Raw genomic sequence first — 22,235 nt, 5'->3', positions numbered from 1 at the left:
CTCCTGTGGGAACTTCGGAAAATCCTGTTCAAGTCGGCGGGAATATGACGCCCCCTCCCACCGAAGCGAAGGATTACCCGCTCTGTTCCAAAACCGTGCAGGACAGTTGTATCAACCCGGGTGAGGCACGCGGCAAGCGGGCACCCGCCTGATCAGAGCATGAGCGGAAAAGCGCGCATGTCCCATGGGTCGTGCGCGCTTTTTCGTGCTAGGGTGCCTGATCAAAATTCCAAGCGGAGCAAGGTGATGCGAGCTTTTCCGACATCGCGTATCGCATCGATCGCAAAACCTTTCACGGCAACATCCTCCCGCCGATCAGTTTCGATGCTGATCCAGCTCGACGCGTCGACCCATCCAAGCCGGGCCAGCTTGTCGAGCGCAACCTGTCCGGCTCCGGTGCCATAGGGAGGGTCCATGAACATAAGGTCCAAGGGTGCGCTTGCGGGTCCCAAAGCCATCACGCTCGTCTGACGCACATCAGGCCGCAGACCCAGCTTGTCGCCATTTGTCCGGATCGCATCCAGCGCGTCACGGTCCTGCTCGACGAAGAGGCACGAGCCCGCCCCGCGCGAAAGCGCCTCGAACCCCAATGCGCCGGAACCTGCGAAGAAGTCGCCGACCTTCAGGCCCTCGAACGATCCGATGCGACTGACCAGCATGGAGAATAATGTTTCGCGTGTCCTGTCGGCTGTAGGCCGGGTCGCATCGCCCCTGGGCGCGACGAGGGGGCGTCCGCGCCACCGGCCGGAAATGATTCTCATGCCTGAACGCCCTTCAGGCTCTTGCGGAACTGGATAAGATCATGCTGCCGCACCTCTTCAACCGCGCCGGTTGCCAAGTCGGCCAAGGCGAACGGACCGTAGGCTGTGCGGATCAGGCGGTTCACCTGCAAACCCAAATGTTCCAGAACCCGGCGAACTTCCCGATTCTTGCCCTCGGTCAGCGTCATTTCGATCCATTGGTTGCGTCCTGTGCGTCGTTCCAGATTTGCCTCGATCTGGCCGTATCGCACCCCGTCAATCTCCAGCCCGTCGAACAAATCCTCCAGTTGCTGCTGGCTGACTTCGCCGAACGCACGCGCGCGATAGGTGCGCGGGACACCGGTAGCGGGCAATTCCATCTGCCGCTTGAACCCTCCGTCGGTCGTCAGCAGCAACAGGCCCTCGGTGTTCATGTCCAGCCGACCGATCGGCATCAGGCGGGGCAGGCCGGCCGGCAACCGGTCGTAGATCGTTGGCCGGCCGGCCGGGTCGCGCTCGGTCGTCAGGCATCCGGTGGGTTTGTGGAACAGGAACAGCCGGGCTGGCGGCGGTGCGGCGACGGCGACGCCATCGACCGTCACGCCATGCAGCGAGGTCAGCAACGTTGCGGGTGTTTCCACGGCGACACCGTCGCGCGCGATGCGGCCTTCGGCGATCATGCGTTCGATCTCGCGTCGCGATGCCACGCCTGCGCGCGCGAGCAGCTTGGCGATACGCTGCGGTTCCGTGGTCCCCTTGGCGTTGGCCGTGGCACGCGCCGGATGAGGATTGGCGGGGCGAACCGGTCCGGGCGGCTTGCGCGCCGGCCGGAGCGGACGCTTTTCACCGGCGACAGCACTGCTGGACGACGTGCCTTGCCGCTTCGGACCACCCGGCCGAGGCCGACGCGGAGGGCCTGATTTTTTCGGCGGTTCCAAAGGCGGGTTCCTTTTCATGGCTACTGGCTCTCCCCATATGGGGTGTAAGCCGGCAACAGGGCTGAACTGTGCCGTCGCGGCGCCTGACTGAACGGATGTTGCCGATGTCCGGGCAACCAGGGGCGGGGCATGGCGTTGTTTCGTTTGCATGGCGGACTCAGGGCGGACTTGGCAAATGTTTTTCGGATTGATGAAGGAAGCAGGCGCCGGTCGACCGCGACGCGAAGCCATCCGGTCCGTGCTGGTGGTGGAAGATGAGCCGCTGGTCGCATTCGATAACGAACATGCTCTGGCACAGGCGGGTTACACGATCGCAGCGACGGTCGATGATCATGACCATGCCGTCAGTGTCATTGATGCAGGTGGTGTCGACCTTGTGATCGCCGACGTGGCGCTGCATGGTTCGAAATCGGGCATCGATGTCGCCCGACACGCAGCCGCAAGCGCCTTACCCGTACTGTTCGTGACGGCGCACTGTCCCATTGACGCCTGCGAGCTCGCGATCGGATGCCTGGCAAAGCCTTATGCACCGCGTGATCTGGTCGCAGCGATCCGCGTCGTCGACGCGGCCCTGCGCGGGAAGCGTCCTGTCAAATTGCCCCCCGCGCTGACATTGTTCGGCCTGCCCGGCTGACCGGCTATACGGCGCTTGCCTGTCGCGCATTTGGCCATATGGTGACGCCCTTGCAGACGCCATCGGGGGCAAATATCCAATATGACCGACGCCGTTAAGGTACGCCGCACCTGGGTCGATGCCGTGAAGCCCTACATCGAGAAGGGACCTTTGGCGGCATTTTTTCTCGGCGTGTCGTCCGGGTTCCCTTTCGCGATGATCGGCGCCACGCTGACCACGCGGCTGGCGCAGGATGGCATCGACAAGAAGGCGGTAACGGCCTTCACGCTGGCGTTCCTGGTCTACAACCTCAAATGGCTGTGGGCTTGGGCGGTCGATGGGGTCAGGCTGCCCCTGATCGGAGGACTGGGACAGCGTGTATCCTGGCTTCTGTTCGCCGGTGTCCTCGTCATGGCGGCGGTCGCCAATCTGGCGCTGGTCGATCCTGCGACCAGCTTGTCCCAGACCGCCTATGCCGCCATCCTGGTCGGTGTCGCGGGGGCGACGTTCGACATTGTGATTGACGCCTATCGCATTGAGTTGCTCAAGCCCGAGCAACTCGGTGTCGGCTCGGGGATGTCGCAATATGGGTGGCGGATCGGGTCGGTTGCGGCCGGCGCGTTGGCGCTCGTGCTTGCGGCGAGGATCGGCTGGCAGGGTGCCTATCTGGCCTGCGCTATCTTTGCCTTGCCCGCGATGCTGACCGGCCTGCTGCTGGGTGAGCCGGAACGGCATCGCGATCCGTTGGCGCGCCGCGGCATGGGCGAAGTGTGGCAATCGATCGCCGGCCCGCTGATGGAATTTTTCCGGCGCCGCGGTGCGCTGCTCGTCCTGCTGTTCATCCTGCTGCACAAGATCGGCGACACGCTGGCGAACCTAACTTTCCGGCTGCTGTTCGACGATATGGGCTATAGCAATGACGAAATCGCCATTTACGATGTCGGCATAGGCTTTTGGGCCTATCTGATCGGGATATTCGTCGGCGGCATCCTCTACGCGCGAATGGGAATGAAACGGTCGGTCCTGTTGAGTCTCCTTCTCATGTGCGTGTCAAATTTCAGCTTTGCGGCGCTTGCCGCGCTGGGCAAGAGCAACTGGGGTATGGCCGGTGCGATCGGGTTCGAAAATTTTGCCAGCGGCATTGGCGGGGTTACCGTCGTCGCCTATTTCTCGGCATTGTGCGACCTGCGTTTCACGGCTGCCCAATATGCGCTGATCTCCGCGGCAGCGAGCATCGTTGGACGCTTTCTGACCGGCACGACCGCGGGGGCGATGATCGAGCAGTTCGGTTATGTGAACTTTTACCTGCTGACAACGGCGGTGGCGTTACCGGGCATATTGCTGTTCTGGCTGATGATGCGCGCAGGTCTGATCGACGCGAGCGTGGGGACGGCCGCGACCGAAACAACCAATCAGCCCCCCGAATAGAGATCGAGCGGCCGACCCAGATCGGTAAAGGACTGCGCGACGGCCTGAATGCAGGTAAGGGCGCCCAGCGCCTGCGGGCTTCCAAGCAGATGGCTGATGTCCTCGAATGCGGATTTGGGGTTGGCCAGCGCGATGCCCGCCGTCTGCATGATCGTGGCTTCGTCGACTGTCATGCGGGCGCAGCAGCAGGGCGCGACCAGTATCTTTCGGCTGGACGCGCGCGCCAATTCCAGCATCATCGCCCGTATCAGGACCAGTGGCCGACGATAGCCACGTCCGAACGCTCCCAGCATAGCGTTGGCTGCGTGCGCATCACTGACGCCGGCGGCGGCCATGCGCCGGATTGCAAACAGGAACAGGCGGTTGCCATAGCCGCCGGGCATGGGCCGGTACAGGTCCAGGGATGACGTTTCTTCATAAGCCATGATGGAGTGCCTTCTGCGATGATCTCGAATCGCAGATTACGCTATTGCGACTTATTCGCAAATATAAATTCAGTCGGGAATTTGGGCGTTCAGCCTCAAAATCTCGCCGGCAAGATACAGCGATCCGCAAATCAGCAACGCACGAGGCCTCTCGCGGCGATCCCGTTCGGCGCCGATTGTCCGGATCGCCGTTTCCGGTCCGTCATGGGCCGTGCAGCCGATTCCCCAGGCAGCGGCCAGCGCCGCGAACCGCTCTGGCGGGTGATGGTCATGCCCCGGCACCGGTAGCGCGTGGATATGAGCGATCTTGCCGGCGAAGGGCGCCGTAAAGGCATTCGCACCCTTGTTCGCCAACATGCCGATGACGAGGTCCAGCTTTCGACCCGACAACCTTTCCTCAGAGAAATAGGCACTGATCGCTTCCCCAGCGCCGGCATTATGGCCGCCATCCAGCCAGACCTGCGCGTCTTCGGGTAATGGACGGAGCAGGGGGCCGGGGTCCAGCCTTTGCAATCGTGCCGGCCATTGCGCCCAGAGCGGCGCGGCTTTCACCGCGGCTTCCGGAAGCAGGACCGACTGCTGGTGGCGCAGCATGGCTATGGCGAGCGCGGCATTCTGCACCTGGTGCGATCCGGCCAGGCGCGGCAGCGGCATGTCCAGCCGTCCCTGTTCGTCCCGATAATGCAGGCGCTTGCGATAGGCTGCCGCGTCCCAGGCGTCGCCTTGGGCGATCCACTTCGTACGCGCCCGCGCTACAGCGTCGATCATGACCGGCATCAGGAAATCGGGATAGCGCTGGGTGACGAGCGGCGCCCCCGGCTTTGCTATGCCTGCCTTTTCTGCCGCGATCTGCGTCAATGTGGCACCGAGGAATGCCTGATGGTCGATGCCCAGCTGCGCGATGCCGCATATGGCGGGGTCGGGAATGACGTTGGTCGCGTCCAGGCGACCGCCCAGTCCCACTTCGACGATACATGCATCCGCCTCATGCTCGGCGAAGGCAAGAAAAGCCGCGGCGGTCGTCACTTCGAAGAAACTGGCGCCGATGCCCTCTGTCACATCGAGCACGCGTGCCAGATAGTGGGCGAGCATCGCGTCGGAAATCAGCGATCCGGCAATCCTGATCCGTTCGTTGAACCGAACGAGGTGGGGCGAGGTGAATACATGGACGCTCTTCCCCGCCGCCTCCATCGCGGCACGCAGGAAGGCGCAGGTCGATCCCTTGCCATTTGTGCCCGCGACGTGAAAAACGGGTGGCAGTGCCCGGTGCGGGTCGCCCAGCCGCGCCAGGAGCCGGGTGATCCTGTCCAGCCCCAATATGTCGGCGCCCGGTGACAGCGACCATAGCCGGTCCAGTTGCGCCTGGACCTGCGGATCATCCGACACTGCATGGTCCGGCATCGGCGATCCCTTTTCCGGTCGCTGGCTTCAGGCCGCGGCGCGCGGGGTCAGATAATCCATCACCTGCGCCAGCTTCTCGCGCAACGCATGGCGGTGCACCACCATGTCGAGCATTCCGTGGTCCAGCAGATATTCCGCGCGTTGAAATCCTTCGGGCAACTTTTCGCGGATCGTGTTCTCGATGACGCGCTGGCCCGCAAAGCCGATTAATGCGTTGGGTTCGGCGATCTGGATGTCGCCCAGCATCGCGTAGCTGGCCGTGACACCTCCGGTGGTCGGATCGGTCAGCACTACGATATAGGGCAGGCAAGCCGCGTGCAGCTTCTGGATCGCTACCGTCGCGCGCGGCATCTGCATCAGCGACAATATGCCTTCCTGCATGCGCGCTCCGCCAGCCGCGGTGAAAATGACATAGGGGCATTTGTGCGCGATCGCGTCATTGACGCCCTGAATGAAGGCCGCGCCCACCCCCATGCCCATGGAACCGCCCATGAAGGCGAAATTCTGAACACCTAAGACAACGGGCACGTCGTCAATCGCTCCACGCGCATTGATCAGCGCGTCCTGATCTCCGGTCGCGGACCGTGCCGCCTTGATCCGGTCGGGATAGCGCTTGGAATCGCGAAATTTGAGCGGATCTTCCTTTACCTGCGGGGTCGGCAGCAGAATGAACCCGGCGTCCAGTATCTGCTCGAAACGCGCCATCGGCCCGATCCGGCCATGATGGTCGCACCGGGGACAGACCGACTGATTCTCTTCCCATTCCTTGATGAAGATCATCTCAGCGCAGGCCGGGCATTTATGCCACAGCGTTTCGGTCGATGTTTCCTTCTTCGGGATGAAGGGCAGGGCGTTGCGAACGCGGTTGATCCAGCTCATGCGGCGGTCTCCTGGGTTCGAGGAATGAGCGCGCCGGCAAGGTCGGCGACAAAGGATTGGACGAAGGGCGCCGCGGCGGTGCCGTGGCTGCCGATGATATCGACGATGGCGGACCCCACGACCACCCCGTCGGCAACGCGGCCGATGGCGGCGGCCTGTTCCGCCGTGCGGACGCCAAAGCCCACTGCGATCGGCAGGTCGGTAGCCGCCTTAAGCATGCGGACGGCCGCTTCGATCGAAGCCTGGGCGGCCTGCTGCTTGCCGGTAATGCCGGCGACAGCGACATGATAAAGGAACCCGCTCGCTCCATCCAGGACGGCGGGCAGGCGCGCGGCGTCCGTTGTCGGGGTAGCGAGGCGGACGAGATGCACGCCGGCGGAGCGCAGCGCGGGACCGATTTCGGCATCTTCCTCCGGCGGTATGTCGACACATATCACGCCATCGACCCCCGCATCCTTGCATTGGCTTGCAAACCAGTTGGCCCCGCGCACCAGCATCGGGTTGGCATAGCCCATCAGGATCAACGGCGTGTCGGGATGGCGCGTGCGGAAGCCGGCGGCCAGAGCGAAGATGTCGCTGGTCCTGGTGCCCGACCCCAGGCTGCGCAGGTTCGCCAGTTCGATTGCGGGTCCATCCGCCATCGGATCGGTGAAGGGCATGCCCAGTTCGATGACGTCCGCGCCACCCGCGACCAGTGCGTCGAGGATGGCCGGTGTCGCTGCGACATCGGGATCGCCGGCAGTCACGAAAGTGATCAGCGCGGCGCGGCGTTGCGTCTTGCACGCGGCGAAGCAGGTGGAAAGCCTGTCCATCGTCACATCTCCGCTCCCAACGCGTCGGCGACCGTGAAAATATCCTTGTCCCCCCGGCCCGAGAGGTTGATGACGATCACCTTGCCCGCATCGAGCGTCGGGGCGATCCGCTCGGCAGCGGCGACAGCATGCGCGGATTCGAGTGCGGGGATGATCCCTTCCAGCCGCGCCAGCGTCTGAAAGCTCGCCAGCGCCTCGTCATCCGTAACCGGTACATATTTCACCCGGCCGATCTCGTGCAGCCAGCTATGTTCGGGACCGATGCCGGGATAGTCGAGGCCTGCCGATATGCTGTGTGCCTCGGTGATCTGGCCGTCCTCGTCCTGAAGCAGATAGGTCCGGTTGCCATGCAAGATGCCGGACGTGCCGCCCGCCAGCGATGCCGCGTGCTTTCCGTCCAACCCTTCGCCCGCTGCCTCGACGCCGATCATCGCGACTTCCGGATCGTCCAGAAATGGATGGAACATCCCGATGGCGTTGGAACCACCCCCGACCGGCGCGATCAGCATGTCGGGCAGACGGCCCTCGGCTTCCAATATCTGTGTCCGGATTTCCTTGCCGATGATCGACTGGAAGTCGCGGACCAGCTCGGGATAGGGGTGCGGACCGGCGGCAGTACCGATGATGTAGAATGTGTCATGGACGTTCGACACCCAATGGCGCAGCGCGTCGTTCATGGAATCCTTGAGCGTCGAGGAACCGGAATGAACCGGTACTACCTCCGCGCCCAGCAGCTTCATGCGGAAGACGTTGGGCTTTTGCCGCTCCACATCCTTGGCGCCCATGAAAATCTTGCATTCCATGCCGAACAACGCAGCGACCGTCGCAGTGGCGACGCCATGCTGGCCTGCGCCGGTTTCGGCGATGACCTTTCTCTTGCCCATGCGGCGGGCGAGCAGTGCCTGGCCGATGCAATTGTTGATCTTGTGCGCGCCGGTGTGGTTGAGTTCCTCGCGCTTCAGGTAGATTTTGGCGCCCTTGCCCGCAGGCGCCTGCGCCCGCAGCGCCTCGGTCAGACGACCTGCATAATAAAGCGGGTTGGGACGGCCGACATAGGTACGCAGTAACTCGGCCATCTCTTCGTCGAAGGCGGGGTCGGCCTTCGCCGCCTTATAGACCTTCTCCAGTTCGAGGATCAGCGGCATCAATGTTTCGGCGACATAACGTCCCCCGAACGCGCCGAAATGGCCGCTGGCGTCGGGCTGGCTTCGCAGGCTGTTGGGCAAGGTCAGGCTATCGGTCATGACATGAATCTTTCCGGGACAGGACGGGGCATTCGCTTCGATGGTCAGGAAGCGATCAGCGCCATCGTCCTTCGACACGCGCGAGCAAGAGAGTCTGCGTCAACATGCGGATACCGCTTTGCAGAAGGTCATGATCTTGTCCACACTCTTGATGCCGGGCGCGTCCTCCACGCCGGAAGAAACGTCGATCAACGGCGCCTGCGTAATGCGGATCGCGTCGCAGACATTGTCTATGTCAAGCCCGCCCGAAAGGCCCCATTGGGTAGACATGGTCCTCTCTTTCAACAGCGTCCAGTCAAAGCGGAGGCCCATGCCGCCGGGCAGCGCTGCGCCTTCAGGCGTCTTGGCGTCGAACAGAACGCGGTCCGCCACACCGGCATAGTCCCGGGCGCGATCGACATCCTGGCCGGTCTTGACGGGTATCGCCTTCCAGACCGGCAACCCGAAGCGTTGGCGGATGGCGGCAACCCGTTCCACGCTTTCCTTGCCGTGAAGCTGGATGGCGGACAGCGCGCCTGTATCGACGAGCCGCGCGATCAGGGCGTCGTCCGGATCCACGACGACGGCAATGCGCTCGACATGGGCAGGCACCGCGGCAGCCAGCGCCCTGATCTGCTCGGGGTCGACATGGCGGGGGCTCTTGGGAAAATGCACGAACCCCACATGGCTCGTACCCGCCCGCACCGCCGCGCCGACGGTATCCGGCGTGGAAAGTCCGCAAATCTTGATCGCGAGTCTAGGCATGGCGTGGCGCTTTAACCGGGATGTGGCGCAAAGTCACATCGCCGCAGAAAGGACCGGAGCATGGTTCGGCACGGTCAGGTCCATATCCTGCAGCGCAAGCCATTCGTCGGCGTGGGCGATGCAGGCCTTGCCCAGGAAGGCATCCATGGCAGCCACCATGGTCTCGTCGTCCTGCGATCCTGGATCGAGCGGCGCGTGCCAGTGAAGTTCGAAGTGCGGCCCACCTGTTCGCACGAGGTAGAACGGGGTCAGCCGCGCACCGGCCTTGCGCGCCAGTTTGAGCGCGAATGCCAGATTTCCCGACGGGGGCAGATCGCGGCCGAACCGGGGAAACCACACCTGACCATCGCGCCGTTCGTCGAGGAGGATGTAGAGCATAGCCTGATCCCGCGCGAGGTGACGCAGGATGGCGCGCGCGGCTCCGCCCCCGCCGGTAATCGCGTCGCCCATATAGCTTTGCCGCGCCTTCTTAAGCTGGGCGGCGATCCTGGGATTATCGGGCGGGTCATATACGCCCAGCGGCGGCCGGTCGATGGCGTCCTTCAGATGGGCGGCCATCAGGTCCCAATTGCCGATATGCGGGGCAACGAAAATCATCGGCCCAGGCATCTCCAGCACGGAGCGATAGCCCGGTTCGTCCAGCACGCGGACATGGCGCGGGCTCACCAGCCGGTCGACATTGGCCAGTTCGGCGAGCGTGCGGCCCACATTTTCCCAACGTCGCGTCAATATCCGCTCGCGCTCCGCCTCGGTCAGTTCCGGACGCAACAAGGCCAGATTGGCCCGGGCACGCGCGTCGCGCAGTTTCATGCGCGGCCGTGCGAAGCGGACGGACAGCCGTCCCCCGATCCATGATGCGAGCGACGCGGGCAACAACCGGAGCAGCAGGAAGAGAAAGGGGTTGGAGAGCATGGCGCGGAGTCATACAGCAGCCGGTGAGGCGGTAAAGGGGCACGCATGATCTGGGTCTGGATTGTCCTTCAGGGGCTGACGTTGCTCGGTGTGCTGAATTATCTGCGTCATCTGCCCACCGAGCGTAAGGAGGCCGCACCCGACGGGGTGGTGGTGATATTGAGCGTGCGGGACGATTGGGATGGCGGCGACGCCCTGATCGAACGGCTGGATAGACAGACGCCCACCTTTGATCTTCTGCTGGCGACTTCGGGGACGTGTCCGGCCGCCGAAGCCTTGGCCGAAAGGGAAGGGCGACGTGTGCGGATCGTGCGCGCGGGCGTGGCCGATGACGAGGGGCAGAAGGTCCACAAGATTCGCGCAGCGCTTGGCGCGCTCCGCCCGGAGGACAGGTTCCTCGTCTTCATCGATGCCGACATTGAGCCGCCGGCACGCTTGCTCGGCCGCCTGCTCTTCCCATTGGACAGGGGAAAGGCTGACATCACCACCGGATACCGCCTGCTGCTGCCCGATGCCACGTCCATGGCGATGCTGGTCGGGGCCGTGGAAATGCAACTGGCGACGCTGCCCCGCTTTGCGAGCGCGACCATGCCCTGGGGTGGAGCAATGGCGTTGCGGCGCGATGTGGCGGGCAGGCTGGAACTGGATGACGTGCTGGCCGGGAGGCTCTCCGACGACATGGCCATCGGTCTGGCGGGGTGGCACGCCGGCCTGCGGCTAAGGCCGGTACGCGACCTTCTGGTCGCCAGTCCGCTGGCGGGAAAGACGTCCGACCTGTTCGGCTTCGGTGTACGGCAATATCGCCATATCGTCACCAACAGCGTGGGCATGTGGTCGCTGGCGACCGGAGTCGTCGCCATGCAGGCTGCGGGCTGGGGATGGGCCCTGGTGTCAGGCGGCTGGGTGTCGATTGCCGTCGGCTATTCCGCTGCGTGGGCGCGGGCCTGCGTGCGGTGGCGCATCGTCGGCCGCGTGCTTGAGCCGCAGCAGGCGAAGGCGGCGCGCCGTTCGCTCGCCTGGGACATGGCGGCGCCCTTCGTCGTGATCTGGGCGCATCTGGCGGTGCAGCTTGTCGCGGCATCATCCCGTCGCATCCGCTGGGCGGGCTGGGACTATCAGGTGAAGCGCGGTCGGGTTGTCCGGATGAAACGGGCCAAGCTTTGACAGGTGGGCGCTAGAAGCCCGCCGGAAACTGGTGCCGCCCATCGTCGCCGATGCGCAGTATGACCTTGCCCGCGATCGCGCTCGACGCCAGGTCGGCGTAAAGATGAGGAAACAGCGCACCGCCGCGCGACACTTCCCATTTCACCGCGTCGCCGAACGGGGCAAGGTCGACCATCAGCATCACCAGCCGATCCTGCCCGGCGAAATGCCGGGCAACCGTTTCGGCCGCCTGCTCGCGGGTCGACAGGTGAATATATCCGTCGGCAATGTCGACCGGCGCGCCCTTGAAAAGCCCATCAGCCTTGAACTGTTCATACTGCCCGGCGGTCAGGACCTTGTAGGCGAAAAGGTCGCTCATGCCTCCTCGCCCGGGGCAACCTCCTCCGCCTCGGTCTCCTCGATCTTGGCGGCGCTCACCACATGCTCATCTTCGGCCACGTTGAACAGTCGGACGCCGGCGGAATTGCGCCCGATGACACGGAGTGAATCGAGACCCATCCGGATCAGCTTCGCCTGGTCCGTGACCAGCATCAGCTGATCCCCGCGCGTCGCCGGGAAACTGCCCACCACCGGCCCGTTGCGGCCGATATTGTCGATATTGGTGATGCCCTGACCGCCACGGCCGGTCCGTCGATATTCATAGGCTGAACTCAGCTTGCCATAGCCGTTGGCGCAGACGGTCAGGATGAACTGTTCCTTGCCCTTCAACGCGTCATAGCGGGCATCGTCCATCCGGCGCGGTGCGCGGTCGGCGTCCTCACCCTTCCACGGAGCATGGCGCAGATAATCCTCCCGCTCATCCTGGTCGACGATGCCGGCCTTATGCAGGATCGACAGGGATATGACCTCGTCGCCATCGCTCAGTCGGATGCCGCGCACACCGGTCGAATTGCGGCTCTGGAATTCGCGCACGTCGTCTGCCGGGAAGCGGATGGCCTTGCCGGTGCGGGTGGCGAGCAGCACATCGTCGCTCTCGTCCAGCAGCGCGACACCAATCAGGCGATCATCTTCATCGTCGCCTTCGAACTTCATCGCAATCTTGCCGTTCGAAGGCACATTGGCAAATGCGTCCATGCTGTTGCGGCGCACCGATCCCTTGGCGGTGGCGAACATGACGTGCAGCGCGCTCCATTCCGCTTCGTCCTCCGGAAGCGGCAGGACGGTGGAAATCGTTTCTCCCGGCCCCAGCGGGAGCAGGTTCACCATCGGGCGGCCCCGCGTCGCCGGCCCGCCCTCGGGCAAACGCCAAACCTTCATGCGATAGACCTTGCCCACGGTCGAGAAGAACAGAACCGGCGTATGGGTGGACGTCACGAACAATTCTGTGACGGCATCCTCATCCTTGGTCGCCATGCCCGATCGGCCCTTGCCGCCCCGCGCCTGCGCGCGGAAGCTTTCGAGCGGGGTGCGCTTGATATAGCCCTGCATGGTCACCGTCACGACCATGTCTTCCCGCTCGATCAGATCTTCGTCCTCGATGCCGTCGGCGGCGGCGGTGATTTCTGACATGCGCGGCGTGGCGAACTCGCTTTCGATCTTTTCGAGTTCTTCGCGCATCACCGCATAGAGTCTGACGCGATCGCCCAGAATGGCGAGATATTCGGCGATGGCCTCGGCGAGTTCCGCCAGTTCCTTGCCGATTTCGTCCCGGCCCAGCGCGGTGAGTCGATGCAGCCGCAGGTCGAGGATCGCACGGACCTGGATATCGGACAGCCTGTAGACGTCGCCGTCGACCTCCGTTTCGATCGCTTCGACCAGGCGCAGATAGGGTGCGATCTCGCCGATCGGCCACTCGCGCGCCAAAAGCGCCTCGCGGGCGTCGGCGGGGCTGGCCGAACCGCGAATGATCTTCACCACCTCATCCAGATTGGTGACCGCGACGACCAGGCCCAGCAAGATGTGCGCGCGGTCCCGCGCCTTGTTCAGTTCAAACTTGGTCCGGCGGGTAATTACCTCCTCGCGGAATTTAACGAACGCCTCGATGATCTCGCGCAGGCCCAGCAACTCGGGGCGTCCGCCCCGGATCGCGAGCATGTTCGCCGGGAAACTCGACTGCGCCGGCGTATTGCGCCACAGCTGGTTCAGCACCACCTCGGGCGTGGCGTCGCGCTTCAGATCCATGACGATGCGCACGCCTTCGCGGCTCGATTCGTCTCGGATGTCGCTGATACCCTCGATCCGCTTGTCCTTGGCGGCCTCGGCGATCTTTTCGACCAGGCCGTTCTTGCCGACCTGATAGGGAATTGAGGTCAGGACGATGGAACGGCGATCGCCGCGCCCTTCCTCGACATCGTGCCGCGCGCGCATCATGATCGATCCGCGTCCGGTGTGGTAGGCGCTACGCGCCCCCGACTGGCCCAGGATCAGCGGGGCGGTCGGAAAATCCGGGCCTGGAACGATCTGGATCAGCTCGTCGGTCGTGATCCCCGGATTGTCGATATAGGCGAGGCAGGCCCGCAGCACCTCGCCCAGATTGTGCGGAGGGATGTTGGTCGCCATGCCAACCGCGATGCCGCCCGCGCCGTTGACCAGCAGGTTCGGGAAACGGGCCGGCAATACCTGCGGTTCGCTTTCCGATGCATCGTAATTGGGCTGGAAATCGACGGTATCCTTGTCGAGGTCCTCCAGCAGGGCACCAGCGACCTTGGCAAGGCGTGCCTCGGTGTAGCGCATGGCCGCCGGCGGATCGGGGTCCATCGAGCCGAAATTGCCCTGACCGTCGATCAGCGGCACACGCATCGACCAGTCCTGGGTCATGCGCGCCAATGCGTCGTAGATCGAACTGTCGCCATGCGGGTGATATTTACCCATCACCTCGCCGACCAGGCGCGCGGACTTGCGATAGGGGCGGTTGTAGACGAAGCCGGATTCCTGGGCCGAGAAGAGAATGCGGCGATGGACAGGCTTCAATCCGTCACGCACGTCCGGCAGGGCGCGGGCGACGATGACCGACATGGCATAGTCGAGATAACTCGCCTTCATCTCGTCCACGATGGAGATGGGGCTGATGTCCGAAGGGTCGGCGAGGGCGGTCTCGTCGGTCAAGGCGATTCTCTTTTTGGATGATGCAATATGATCCCGCAGCACTAGCCCAGCGAAACAAATCTGTCACCCCTCGCGCGCGTGCGAATGCGGGAGTGATGGCGCACGCGCTTGCGGCTGCGCGCGGAACAGAGCAAGCGCTTAACAGTTGCAAATTACGGCCATTTAGGCTTGTTCAAAGCGTGTTCACGCGCCGGCCCCTAATCGGCGTTCAACGGAAAGGTCGCCTGAGCCCCCCTGTCAGGCGCGCAAAGGAGATGAGGATCATGCGTTTTGTTACCCCGGTGGCGCTTGCGCTCGCACTGGCGCTGACGGGCGGTGCTGTCACGGCACCTGCCTCTGCCGCAAAGAAGGAAGAAAAGAAGGGCATGAAGCTGAATGTTTCGCCCGAAGTGATCAAATCGCTCCAGACCGCACAACAGGCGACCGAAAAGCAGGATTTCGCCGGCGCGAAGGCGGCTCTGGCGGATGCGGACGCCAAGGCGAAATCGAACGATGACAAATATCAGATCGGCGCCATCAAGCTCAATACCGCCATCGCTGCCAAGGACGAACCGGGCAAGATCGAAGCGCTCAACCAGATGCTCGACAGCGGCTTGACGCCGCCGGAGCAGGCAGGACAGTTCAACTTTTTCGCGGCGAGCGGTGCGCTGGACGCCAAGAATTACGACGTTGCGCTTCAGCGCGCCCAGGCGGCGCTGGCGGCCGGATACAAGGCCGAACAGGTCAATCCGCTGATTGCCCAGGCTTACTTCGGTAAAGCGGGCACGAGTAACACAGCCGTGGATCCCGCGCGTGGGTATACCCAGCAGGGTCTCGCCGCGCTGAAAGCCGGTGCGGAAGCAATGAAGGCGTCGGGCCAACAGGTGCCCGCCCAATGGTATCAGATCGGTGTGAGCCGGGCGGACGCGGCGAAGCTGCCGGAAATCACCGACTGGGCCAAGATGGCCTATCAGGCGGAACCTAGCGGACAGAATTTGCGGACGCTCGTTAGGTTGTTCCAGCGTGCCAATCCCAATATCACGAGCCGCGAAAATCTTGACGTGCTTCGTTTGTTGGGGGCGTCGGACGGTTTGGTCGTTGGCGCCGATTTCACCGAATATGCTGAAATGGCTTCGAAAACCGGCATATATGGTGAAGTGAAGAGCGTGATCGACAAGGGGCGATCCAAGGGCGTGCTGAATGCCACCCAGGGCGGCGATACCTATCAGACAGCCATCGCGAAGATCGCGAGCGACAAGTCATCCTTGCCGTCGGCCGAAGCCGACGCGCAGAAGGCATCGACCGGCAAGATCGCGGCTGCGACTGCGGACGCCTATCTTGGCTATGGCGACTATGCCAAGGCGGCTGTCCTGTTCGAAACCGCAAAGCAGAAGGGTGGCGTCGACAATGACGAGGTGAACACCCGGCTGGGTATCGCAAAGATGTTGAGCGGCGACAATGCCGGCGCAAAGGCCGCTTTCGAGGCGGTGCAGGGCGGCGCGCGCAAGCAGATAGCCGGTTTGTGGCTGGCCTATCTGGGTAGCAAGGGCGCCTGACAGGCGGATTTGATGGGGAAGCCGGCTGCCAGCCGCGGCCGGCTCTCTAATGATCGGCTGCGTGATATCGCGGCCGGGCAGGTGGGGAGCGCCGGAAGACATGACGGTTTTGAAGGGTTCGGTGCGCTACGGTTCGGCGGCGTTGTTGGTCGCGTTGATCGTGGCGGCGCCCGTCGCGGCTAAGAAAAGGCCGCTCGTTGCGGGGCCACCGATCATGATGTCGGACAATTTCCGTACCCAGGTGCAGGCGGCGGAAAGTGCGCTGCGGGCGCGTGACCTGACAAACGCGAATGCCCGTATTTCCGGGCTGATGCCGGCATCCGATTTCGAAGCCTATGTGGCGGCTGGCCTGCGCTTCGAACTGGCCACCCAACGGCGCGATGTGCAGGCACAGCGCCTTGCGCTGACAGACATGTTCAAGACGAGCGCCCTGCCGCGGAGCGACGCTCCCAGACTGCGCTTCATCGCGGGCTACTTGTCATTTGCCGTCGGCAATTATGACGATGCGCTCGCGCAACTCGACTATGCGCGAACGCTGGGGTATGACGAAGCCGACGCAATGATGCTGCGTGCGGACATCGCCATGCGCCGCAACAAGCCCAAGGATGCCCGCCCTCTGGTCCGCGAAACCCTCTCGCGCCAGCGCGCCGCCGGCAAGGACATACCCCTGCCTTGGATCGATAAGGCCATTTCCATGGCATATCTGGCTGGCGACTGGGCGGATATGGGGCAGCTATACCGGGAAAGATTGCAGCGCGCGTCCAGCCGCGAAGACTGGCGGTCGGCTCTGACCAATTATCTGTCGGCATCGGGTCTGGAAACACAGGCCCAGCTTGACCTGTATCGACTTCAGGCGGCCAATGGCGCGATGGCAAGCGAGCGCGATTATCAGTCATACGCGCAACTCGCCGAAAAAGCTGGCTATTATGCCGAGGCGAAGGCGATCATCGAGGCCGGGCGGAAGTCCGGCAAATTGACACCCACCCAGTCCGTCACGTCGCAGCTCTTAAAGGCCGTGACCCCCAAGGCGACCAAGGAGATGGCTGGCCTGCCGGCGCTGGCAAAAAAGGCGGCAACTGCGTCAAGCGGCAAGGAAGCCTTGGCACTGGCCGACAATTACGTCTCGCTCGGGCAATTCCCGCAGGCGGTAACCCACTATCGGGACGCATTGGCCAAGGGTGGCGTAGACGTCACGCGCGTCAATGCCCGGCTGGGTATGGCGCTCGCACGTTCCGGTGACCTGTCCGGCGCGCAGGCGGCACTGGCGCAGGCGCAGCAAGGCGACTGGGCCAGCGTCGCAGGCTTCTGGTCGGTTTGGGTGGCGCAGCAGAACGGAAAACTGGCAGCCTGAAGCCACCGGCTATTCTCACACCGGCAACGGTACACCCGGCAGATTCTTGGCGGTCCTTATAGTCAGTGACGTCTTGACGCTGACGACATTGGGCGCTGGAGTGAGCTTCGACGTCAGGAATTGCTGAAAACTCTGTAGATCCTTCGCCACCACCTTAAGGATGAAATCGATCTCACCGTTCAGCATGTGACATTCGCGCACTTCCGGAAGAGCCGATACATGGTCCTGAAAAGCTTTAAGATCGGCTTCGGCCTGGCTTTTGAGGCTGACCATCGCGAAGACCGAGATCGTGTATCCCAATATGGCCGGGTCCACCACGGCGTGATAGCCGGTGATGGCTCCGGCTTCTTCAAGCGCGCGCACGCGGCGTAGGCAGGGCGGAGCGGTCAGGCCCACCTTTCGGGCCAATTCCACATTCGTCATCCTGCCATTGTCCTGCAACTCTCCCAGAATCTGCAGGTCGATGTCGTCGATATTCGGGCCGGCCATTATTCAGCTTATTTCCTGTCCTGTTAGTGCGCGACACCATAATTATATTTCAGGGCAATGCAATTGTCCCACTATGCAACGTCTCGATTCTATCGTGATCGCGACCCTTTCCCTTTGCCGCGCCCGAGCCTATCGATAGACACATGACAGCAGGCGGCGCCATCGGCGCGAGCCGCATAGCGCGGCAAATGGGGATTTTCGGTGCGCTTTAACGATCTGATGCAAACGGTACTGGCGGGTGATGACCGCGCAGAGCTGGGCGCTGTGACGTTGTGGCGCCAATGCGTCGACCTGCTGGCGCAGCACGACCGTGCCGACCGTGCGCCGATGGCGGCTGCAGATCGCGCAGCGCTGCTTGACCGGTTGAATGCGCTACGTCCCAAAGTGTCGGAAACACAGCGCATGGCGACGGTCGTCGAACTTGGCACGCGTTTACGCTCGGCTACGCTGGCGGCATTTTTCTCGGACGACCGTCCGTCTATCGCCGCTGCGGCTATGGCGCGCGCGCAATTGCCCGATGAGCATTGGGCTTCCCTGGTGCCCGGCCTTTCCCCGACGGCGCGCGGGGTGTTGCGCGGCCGTCGTGACATGGGCATCAAGGCCATGCAGGCGCTCGAAGCGTTCGGCCCGGCCGATCTGGTGTTGACCACGGATCGTCAGCACCAGGCCGACGATGCGTTGTTGCTGACCGTGGTGGCGCCAGATGCGCCGACGCAAACGCCTCGCTCCAATGCGCTGCCAATGCAAAAGGCCGACGCCCCGGCCGGCGACGGCGGACAAATACGCGCGCTCGTCGAACGGATCGCCCGCTTCACCAGCGAACGTCGGCCGCCTGCATCCCCGGCTTCGGGCTATGAAGCGCCGCCGATGGACGCAGTTCGTGCCTTCGCGTTCGAAACCGACGCGGCGGGCGTTGTGCGCTGGGTGGACGCAGGCCCCCGCGCGGCGCTGATCGGTCTGTCGCTCGGCGAAGCGGGACTGGGCGGCGATAGTGGGCCGGATGGTCATGTCGCAGGGGCCTTTGCCCGGCGCAGTGGTTTCCAGAATGGTCGTTTTACGATCGTCGGAGGCGCGATGGCGGGGGAGTGGCGCATGACCGCAAGTCCGTTTTTCGATCCGGCGTCTGGGCGTTTCCAGGGCTATAGGGGACAGGCGCGCCGACCCTATCTGTACGAAGTCGCCGCGCAACCGGCGGCTGCGCCTACCGCCCTGACCGGCCTGTCCGCCGATTCGCTGCGGCAACTTGTGCATGAATTGCGGACGCCCCTAAACGCCATCCTCGGCTTTGCGGAGATTATCGAGCAGGAATTGTTTGGGCCGGCCGGTCCGCAATATCGTGGCATGGCCGGTAATATCGCTGTGGATGCGCGGCACCTGCTGGCCGCGTTCGATGATCTGGACCTGGCCGCCAGGGTGTCGCGGGCTGACCGGGAATCAAATCCCCGTCCGATTGATTTCGAATTGCTTGTTGCGCAGGTCGCCGCGCGGTTCCGCGAACAGGGCGGAGTCGGCGCGCCGCGGATCGACATTGCGATTGCGCGCGATCTGCCGCAGGCGAAGCTGGATCCTGTACAGGGCGAGCGCATGGTACAGCATCTGTTGCGCACCCTCATCTCGGTTGCCCCCCAGGACGAGGCCTTGACCGGTGCCTGCTGGCTTCGGCCTGACGGCGGGGAAGGGCGCGTGGTGCTCGCGATCGATCGACCGTCCAGTCTGACAGGCATGGACGAGGCGCAATTGTTCGATCCGGGCTATGACGCTGATGGTGACTGGGTTGACGGTCCGCTGTTGGGCCTCGGTTTCTCCCTTCGCCTGATTCGAGGCCTCGCGTCTGCCGGCGGCGGCTGCCTGGAGGTTGAGGCCGGACGATTCCTGCTGGTGCTCCCGGCGGCGTTGGCCAGTGACGGAGCTGCCGACAGCGCCTGACCGTGCGCAGGAAACGCTCTGGCAACCATTGGACGCTAGGGAAGGGCTATGACCGCTTCTCATCATGACGGCAATCTGCTGGAACAGCCGCTGGACCGGGACATGATCGTGCTGGACCCGTCGCTCGGCACGCGCTTCATGCTCTTTGTCGACACCGAAGAGGAATTTGACTGGAACGCGCCGTTCAGCCGGACTGGCCACGGCGTGACGGCAATCGACGGTCTGGCACGCGGGCAGGCCTTTTTCGCGGCAGCGGGCGTAAAGCCGGTCTACGTCACCGATTATCCCGTGGTCGACAATGACGCCGCCGCGGCCCTCATGGGTCAATGGGTGACCGATGGCGCGGCCGACATCGGTGCGCATCTGCATCCGTGGGTCAACCCGCCGCATGTGGAGGATGTAAACGCGCCCAACAGCTATGCCGGGTTCCTGCCGGAAACGATCGAGCGGGCGAAGCTGGAGGCATTGTGCCGCCGCATCGAACAGCGCTTCGGCCGCCGGCCGATCGCCTATCGCGCCGGTCGGTACGGCGTCGGGCCAAATAGTGCACGGCTGCTGGAAGCCGCCGGATTCCGGCTCGACAGTTCTGTTCGCAGCCGGTTCGACTACAGTGCGCAGCACGGTCCGGATTTTTCCGGCCTGCCGCAAAATCCCTACTGGGCGGGTCCGACCCGCGCCTTGATGGAATTGCCGCTGTCGACGGCTTTCACCGGATTGCTTCGCGGCGGTGGCGAGCGGCTGTACCGCGCGGCACAGGGAATGGGACCGCTTGCCGGAGCGCTGGCGCGGGCGCGCATGCTCAGTCGCGTGCCGCTCACGCCTGAGGGCATATCGGCGCCGGAGGCGATTGCCGCGATCGATGCACTGATCGAGGAAGGGGTGCGCGTCCTCAACTTCAGTTTCCATTCGCCCACGCTAGAGCCGGGCCATACGCCCTATGTGCGATGCGAAGCGGATCGAATAGCATTCTACGCATGGTGGGATACCGTGCTGAACCATCTCGCGAAACGGGGGGTGGCGCCGGTCAGCCTCGACCAGTTGCTCGCCGCCGCACCTGTGCGCGGGGAGGCTTGCAAAGCAGCGTGAGGGTGCCTAATCCCGCGTCTGTCCAAACGGGTGGGGCCTGTAGCTCAATGGTTAGAGCTGGCCGCTCATAACGGCTAGGTTGCGGGTTCGAGTCCTGCCGGGCCCACCAACGTTTTAAAAATCAATAAAATCAATAACTTAGAAGGATTTTAGGTTGACCTTCGATCAACCGATTTTTCTATAAAATCCTTTATTGTCAATCTCTTGAGCAGAGATTTTGCTCTATCGATAGATGCCCCCGACCACATGTTGGGGGTATTTGTGGGGGCATCGGCTTTCAGAATGGGGGTATCGGCGAACAAAGCGATATTCCTTATATCCACTTGTTTTTTCAAAATATTCTGGAGCGATGGCTGCTCGCCGAGAGTTGCGTATGGTCTCGTGAGGGATTCCCCAAAACTGTGGAGAAATTGGGGGGTATAATTGCTCCGATACCCCTAAATGCGTGCCACAAGGCATCTTTCGCTGCAGGCGCTGTCACGGATTGCCTGAATCCCTTACCCTGTCGGTTATATCGGCGGTAGTTCAGTGATCGTGTAAGCAGTCATGGGACTTTGCGGACATTGCCGTGTGACGTGTCGAATTGCAGGTCTTGACCGGAGCCGACATTCGGCGTTTGCGCGACCGGCTCGACATTCTGACTGCAGCAGGCCCCATCCCGGTTTCTGCTCTCACCCCGAAATACATCAACTGAGATTGGTTTCGACTTACCTTCGTCTCAAAGCTCCTAATAGTGGTGGTTCGTCAGGCGGTGCGCTGCTGCTGAGCAAACTCTATGAGCACACCAACGTCATCATTACCACCAACCTGAGCTTCAGCGAATGGGCCACCGTGTTCGGTGACGCCAAGATGACCACCGCGCTCCTCGATCGGCTCACCCATCAATGTCACACCGGGGAAACCGGCAACGACAACTTCCGGCTCAAACAGCTCCCCCAGCAGCCCAAAACCAGGAAGGAGAAAACCCCATCTTCACCCACCGATGAAACTCTAACCATAATCGCAAAGGTGTGTCACTTCTCGATGAAAACCCCAAGTCACTTCTCAGCAGCAATCAGCAGTCTGCGCCATTAGTGTTGGCGGCGGACAAATTCCAGATGACAGATGGGGCTGACCAACCGTCTGATCAGTCATACGAGGATCGTTTGACTGATCGATGGCCATGTTACCCTCGTCAAAGGCTGCGAGCTTGCCTATTCCGGGCCAAAACACGGCCATGTTCCGTCGGCGATTATCCCGGCCTGACATTGTCGGACGGACTCCCAGCGTGTGTCACCCTGATCCCGCCTTACGTAGGCCAGCAATCGGGAGAACATGAAAGGTTGACCAATTACCCTTCGTGGGCGCTCGTTGCGGACAGCGACCTACTCCCTGGGTTGCCTGGTCGATTATCGAAAAGACATCTTGTCGCCAGAATACATATGTGTATCGTGGCTGCATGCCTCGCTCTTCCATCCCCGATATTCCGGCCCTGCCAGCGAACGGTCGTTCTCGCAGGTCAAT

The 22,235-nt window shown here is 62.8% G+C and carries 19 protein-coding genes, 1 tRNA gene and 1 pseudogene; 9 read left to right on the top strand and 12 right to left on the bottom strand.

Annotated features, from left to right (window positions below; all coding sequences use genetic code 11):
• Positions 1-221: 221 nt before the first annotated feature.
• Both rsmD and J3E64_RS07375 read right to left on the bottom strand, forming a co-directional pair.
• A complete protein-coding gene (rsmD, locus tag J3E64_RS07380; protein WP_253341528.1) occupies positions 222-761 on the bottom strand; it encodes a 16S rRNA (guanine(966)-N(2))-methyltransferase RsmD in 540 nt (179 codons plus the stop codon).
• A complete protein-coding gene (locus J3E64_RS07375) occupies positions 758-1,678 on the bottom strand; it encodes a pseudouridine synthase (protein WP_253341725.1) in 921 nt (306 codons plus the stop codon). The genes rsmD and J3E64_RS07375 overlap by 4 nt, the downstream gene beginning before the upstream one ends.
• Before the next feature lie 175 nt (positions 1,679-1,853).
• Here J3E64_RS07375 and J3E64_RS07370 point away from each other — a divergent pair, with 175 nt between their 5' ends.
• Positions 1,854-2,312 carry a response regulator gene (locus J3E64_RS07370; RefSeq protein WP_253341519.1) on the top strand — a complete coding sequence of 153 codons (459 nt, stop codon included), beginning with the start codon at positions 1,854-1,856 and terminating at the stop codon, positions 2,310-2,312.
• Between the two features lie 81 nt (positions 2,313-2,393).
• Positions 2,394-3,719 (top strand): MFS transporter, encoded by a 1,326-nt coding sequence (locus J3E64_RS07365; RefSeq protein ID WP_253341517.1) that lies wholly within the window; start codon positions 2,394-2,396, stop codon positions 3,717-3,719.
• Here the strand turns inward: J3E64_RS07365 and J3E64_RS07360 are convergent.
• The 7 genes from J3E64_RS07360 to J3E64_RS07330 form a co-directional block, all read right to left on the bottom strand.
• Positions 3,704-4,144, bottom strand: coding sequence for a DUF6628 family protein (locus tag J3E64_RS07360; RefSeq protein WP_253341515.1), 441 nt, complete (start codon positions 4,142-4,144; stop codon positions 3,704-3,706). The two genes, J3E64_RS07365 and J3E64_RS07360, sit on opposite strands and share 16 nt — an antisense overlap.
• Before the next feature lie 69 nt (positions 4,145-4,213).
• Positions 4,214-5,545: a folylpolyglutamate synthase/dihydrofolate synthase family protein gene (locus tag J3E64_RS07355; RefSeq protein WP_253341502.1), complete on the bottom strand. Its 1,332-nt coding sequence runs from the start codon at positions 5,543-5,545 to the stop codon at positions 4,214-4,216.
• A gap of 27 nt (positions 5,546-5,572) precedes the next feature.
• Complete coding sequence (accD, locus tag J3E64_RS07350; protein ID WP_253341500.1) at positions 5,573-6,424, bottom strand: acetyl-CoA carboxylase, carboxyltransferase subunit beta; 852 nt, start codon at positions 6,422-6,424, stop codon at positions 5,573-5,575.
• Positions 6,421-7,236, bottom strand: a complete 816-nt coding sequence (gene trpA / locus J3E64_RS07345) for a tryptophan synthase subunit alpha (protein ID WP_253341498.1) — start codon at positions 7,234-7,236, stop codon at positions 6,421-6,423. Before trpA ends, accD begins: the two co-directional genes overlap by 4 nt.
• Before the next feature lie 2 nt (positions 7,237-7,238).
• A complete protein-coding gene (trpB, locus tag J3E64_RS07340; RefSeq protein ID WP_253341496.1) occupies positions 7,239-8,480 on the bottom strand; it encodes a tryptophan synthase subunit beta in 1,242 nt (413 codons plus the stop codon).
• A 99-nt stretch (positions 8,481-8,579) separates the two neighbouring features.
• Positions 8,580-9,224 carry a phosphoribosylanthranilate isomerase gene (locus tag J3E64_RS07335; protein WP_253341494.1) on the bottom strand — a complete coding sequence of 215 codons (645 nt, stop codon included), beginning with the start codon at positions 9,222-9,224 and terminating at the stop codon, positions 8,580-8,582.
• 33 nt (positions 9,225-9,257) lie between these two features.
• Positions 9,258-10,136, bottom strand: a complete 879-nt coding sequence (locus tag J3E64_RS07330; RefSeq protein WP_253341492.1) for a lysophospholipid acyltransferase family protein — start codon at positions 10,134-10,136, stop codon at positions 9,258-9,260.
• A gap of 45 nt (positions 10,137-10,181) precedes the next feature.
• Here J3E64_RS07330 and J3E64_RS07325 point away from each other — a divergent pair, with 45 nt between their 5' ends.
• The gene (locus J3E64_RS07325; protein WP_253341490.1) at positions 10,182-11,300 is read left to right on the top strand and encodes a glycosyltransferase; all 1,119 of its coding nucleotides are present in this window, start codon (positions 10,182-10,184) and stop codon (positions 11,298-11,300) included.
• A gap of 10 nt (positions 11,301-11,310) precedes the next feature.
• On the opposite strand, the gene J3E64_RS07320 is transcribed toward J3E64_RS07325, so the two are convergent.
• Both J3E64_RS07320 and gyrA read right to left on the bottom strand, forming a co-directional pair.
• Positions 11,311-11,658 carry a DUF952 domain-containing protein gene (locus J3E64_RS07320; protein WP_253341488.1) on the bottom strand — a complete coding sequence of 116 codons (348 nt, stop codon included), beginning with the start codon at positions 11,656-11,658 and terminating at the stop codon, positions 11,311-11,313.
• The gene (gyrA, locus tag J3E64_RS07315) at positions 11,655-14,345 is read right to left on the bottom strand and encodes a DNA gyrase subunit A (RefSeq protein ID WP_253341486.1); all 2,691 of its coding nucleotides are present in this window, start codon (positions 14,343-14,345) and stop codon (positions 11,655-11,657) included. The genes J3E64_RS07320 and gyrA overlap by 4 nt, the downstream gene beginning before the upstream one ends.
• 263 nt (positions 14,346-14,608) lie before the next feature.
• Here gyrA and J3E64_RS07310 point away from each other — a divergent pair, with 263 nt between their 5' ends.
• Together J3E64_RS07310 and J3E64_RS07305 are read left to right on the top strand one after the other, a co-directional pair.
• Complete coding sequence (locus tag J3E64_RS07310; protein WP_253341484.1) at positions 14,609-15,880, top strand: hypothetical protein; 1,272 nt, start codon at positions 14,609-14,611, stop codon at positions 15,878-15,880.
• A 100-nt stretch (positions 15,881-15,980) separates the two neighbouring features.
• Entirely contained in the window at positions 15,981-17,231 is a 1,251-nt protein-coding gene (locus tag J3E64_RS07305) for a lipopolysaccharide assembly protein LapB (protein ID WP_253341482.1), read from the top strand.
• Between the two features lie 15 nt (positions 17,232-17,246).
• On the opposite strand, the gene J3E64_RS07300 is transcribed toward J3E64_RS07305, so the two are convergent.
• Complete coding sequence (locus J3E64_RS07300; RefSeq protein ID WP_253341480.1) at positions 17,247-17,720, bottom strand: Lrp/AsnC family transcriptional regulator; 474 nt, start codon at positions 17,718-17,720, stop codon at positions 17,247-17,249.
• Positions 17,721-17,921: 201 nt separating this feature from the next.
• Between J3E64_RS07300 and J3E64_RS07295 the strand changes: the two genes are divergently transcribed.
• The 4 genes and pseudogenes from J3E64_RS07295 to J3E64_RS20650 all read left to right on the top strand — a co-directional run.
• On the top strand, positions 17,922-19,646 hold the full coding sequence (locus J3E64_RS07295) for a HAMP domain-containing sensor histidine kinase (protein ID WP_253341478.1): 1,725 nt from the start codon (positions 17,922-17,924) through the stop codon (positions 19,644-19,646).
• A 48-nt stretch (positions 19,647-19,694) separates the two neighbouring features.
• Entirely contained in the window at positions 19,695-20,732 is a 1,038-nt protein-coding gene (locus J3E64_RS07290; protein WP_253341476.1) for a polysaccharide deacetylase family protein, read from the top strand.
• A 33-nt stretch (positions 20,733-20,765) separates the two neighbouring features.
• Positions 20,766-20,841, top strand: a tRNA-Ile gene (locus J3E64_RS07285).
• A 635-nt stretch (positions 20,842-21,476) separates the two neighbouring features.
• Positions 21,477-21,653, top strand: a pseudogene (locus J3E64_RS20650) (ATP-binding protein); the annotation flags it as partial.
• Positions 21,654-22,235 lie beyond the last annotated feature (582 nt).

It is taken from the genome of Sphingobium sp. OAS761, assembly GCF_024168485.1.
In the GTDB taxonomy this organism is placed as follows: domain Bacteria; phylum Pseudomonadota; class Alphaproteobacteria; order Sphingomonadales; family Sphingomonadaceae; genus Sphingobium.
This window is presented reverse-complemented; position numbering and strand designations above follow the sequence as displayed.

Coding starts and splice junctions, on each gene's coding strand:
- rsmD (WP_253341528.1), bottom strand. CDS start 761: ATGAGAATCATTTCCGGCCGGTGGCGCGGACGCCCCCTCGTCGCGCCC.
- J3E64_RS07370 (WP_253341519.1), top strand. CDS start 1,854: ATGTTTTTCGGATTGATGAAGGAAGCAGGCGCCGGTCGACCGCGACGC.
- J3E64_RS07365 (WP_253341517.1), top strand. CDS start 2,394: ATGACCGACGCCGTTAAGGTACGCCGCACCTGGGTCGATGCCGTGAAG.
- J3E64_RS07360 (WP_253341515.1), bottom strand. CDS start 4,144: ATGGCTTATGAAGAAACGTCATCCCTGGACCTGTACCGGCCCATGCCC.
- J3E64_RS07355 (WP_253341502.1), bottom strand. CDS start 5,545: ATGCCGGACCATGCAGTGTCGGATGATCCGCAGGTCCAGGCGCAACTG.
- accD (WP_253341500.1), bottom strand. CDS start 6,424: ATGAGCTGGATCAACCGCGTTCGCAACGCCCTGCCCTTCATCCCGAAG.
- trpA (WP_253341498.1), bottom strand. CDS start 7,236: ATGGACAGGCTTTCCACCTGCTTCGCCGCGTGCAAGACGCAACGCCGC.
- trpB (WP_253341496.1), bottom strand. CDS start 8,480: ATGACCGATAGCCTGACCTTGCCCAACAGCCTGCGAAGCCAGCCCGAC.
- J3E64_RS07335 (WP_253341494.1), bottom strand. CDS start 9,224: ATGCCTAGACTCGCGATCAAGATTTGCGGACTTTCCACGCCGGATACC.
- J3E64_RS07330 (WP_253341492.1), bottom strand. CDS start 10,136: ATGCTCTCCAACCCCTTTCTCTTCCTGCTGCTCCGGTTGTTGCCCGCG.
- J3E64_RS07325 (WP_253341490.1), top strand. CDS start 10,182: ATGATCTGGGTCTGGATTGTCCTTCAGGGGCTGACGTTGCTCGGTGTG.
- J3E64_RS07320 (WP_253341488.1), bottom strand. CDS start 11,658: ATGAGCGACCTTTTCGCCTACAAGGTCCTGACCGCCGGGCAGTATGAA.
- J3E64_RS07310 (WP_253341484.1), top strand. CDS start 14,609: ATGCGTTTTGTTACCCCGGTGGCGCTTGCGCTCGCACTGGCGCTGACG.
- J3E64_RS07305 (WP_253341482.1), top strand. CDS start 15,981: ATGACGGTTTTGAAGGGTTCGGTGCGCTACGGTTCGGCGGCGTTGTTG.
- J3E64_RS07300 (WP_253341480.1), bottom strand. CDS start 17,720: ATGGCCGGCCCGAATATCGACGACATCGACCTGCAGATTCTGGGAGAG.
- J3E64_RS07290 (WP_253341476.1), top strand. CDS start 19,695: ATGACCGCTTCTCATCATGACGGCAATCTGCTGGAACAGCCGCTGGAC.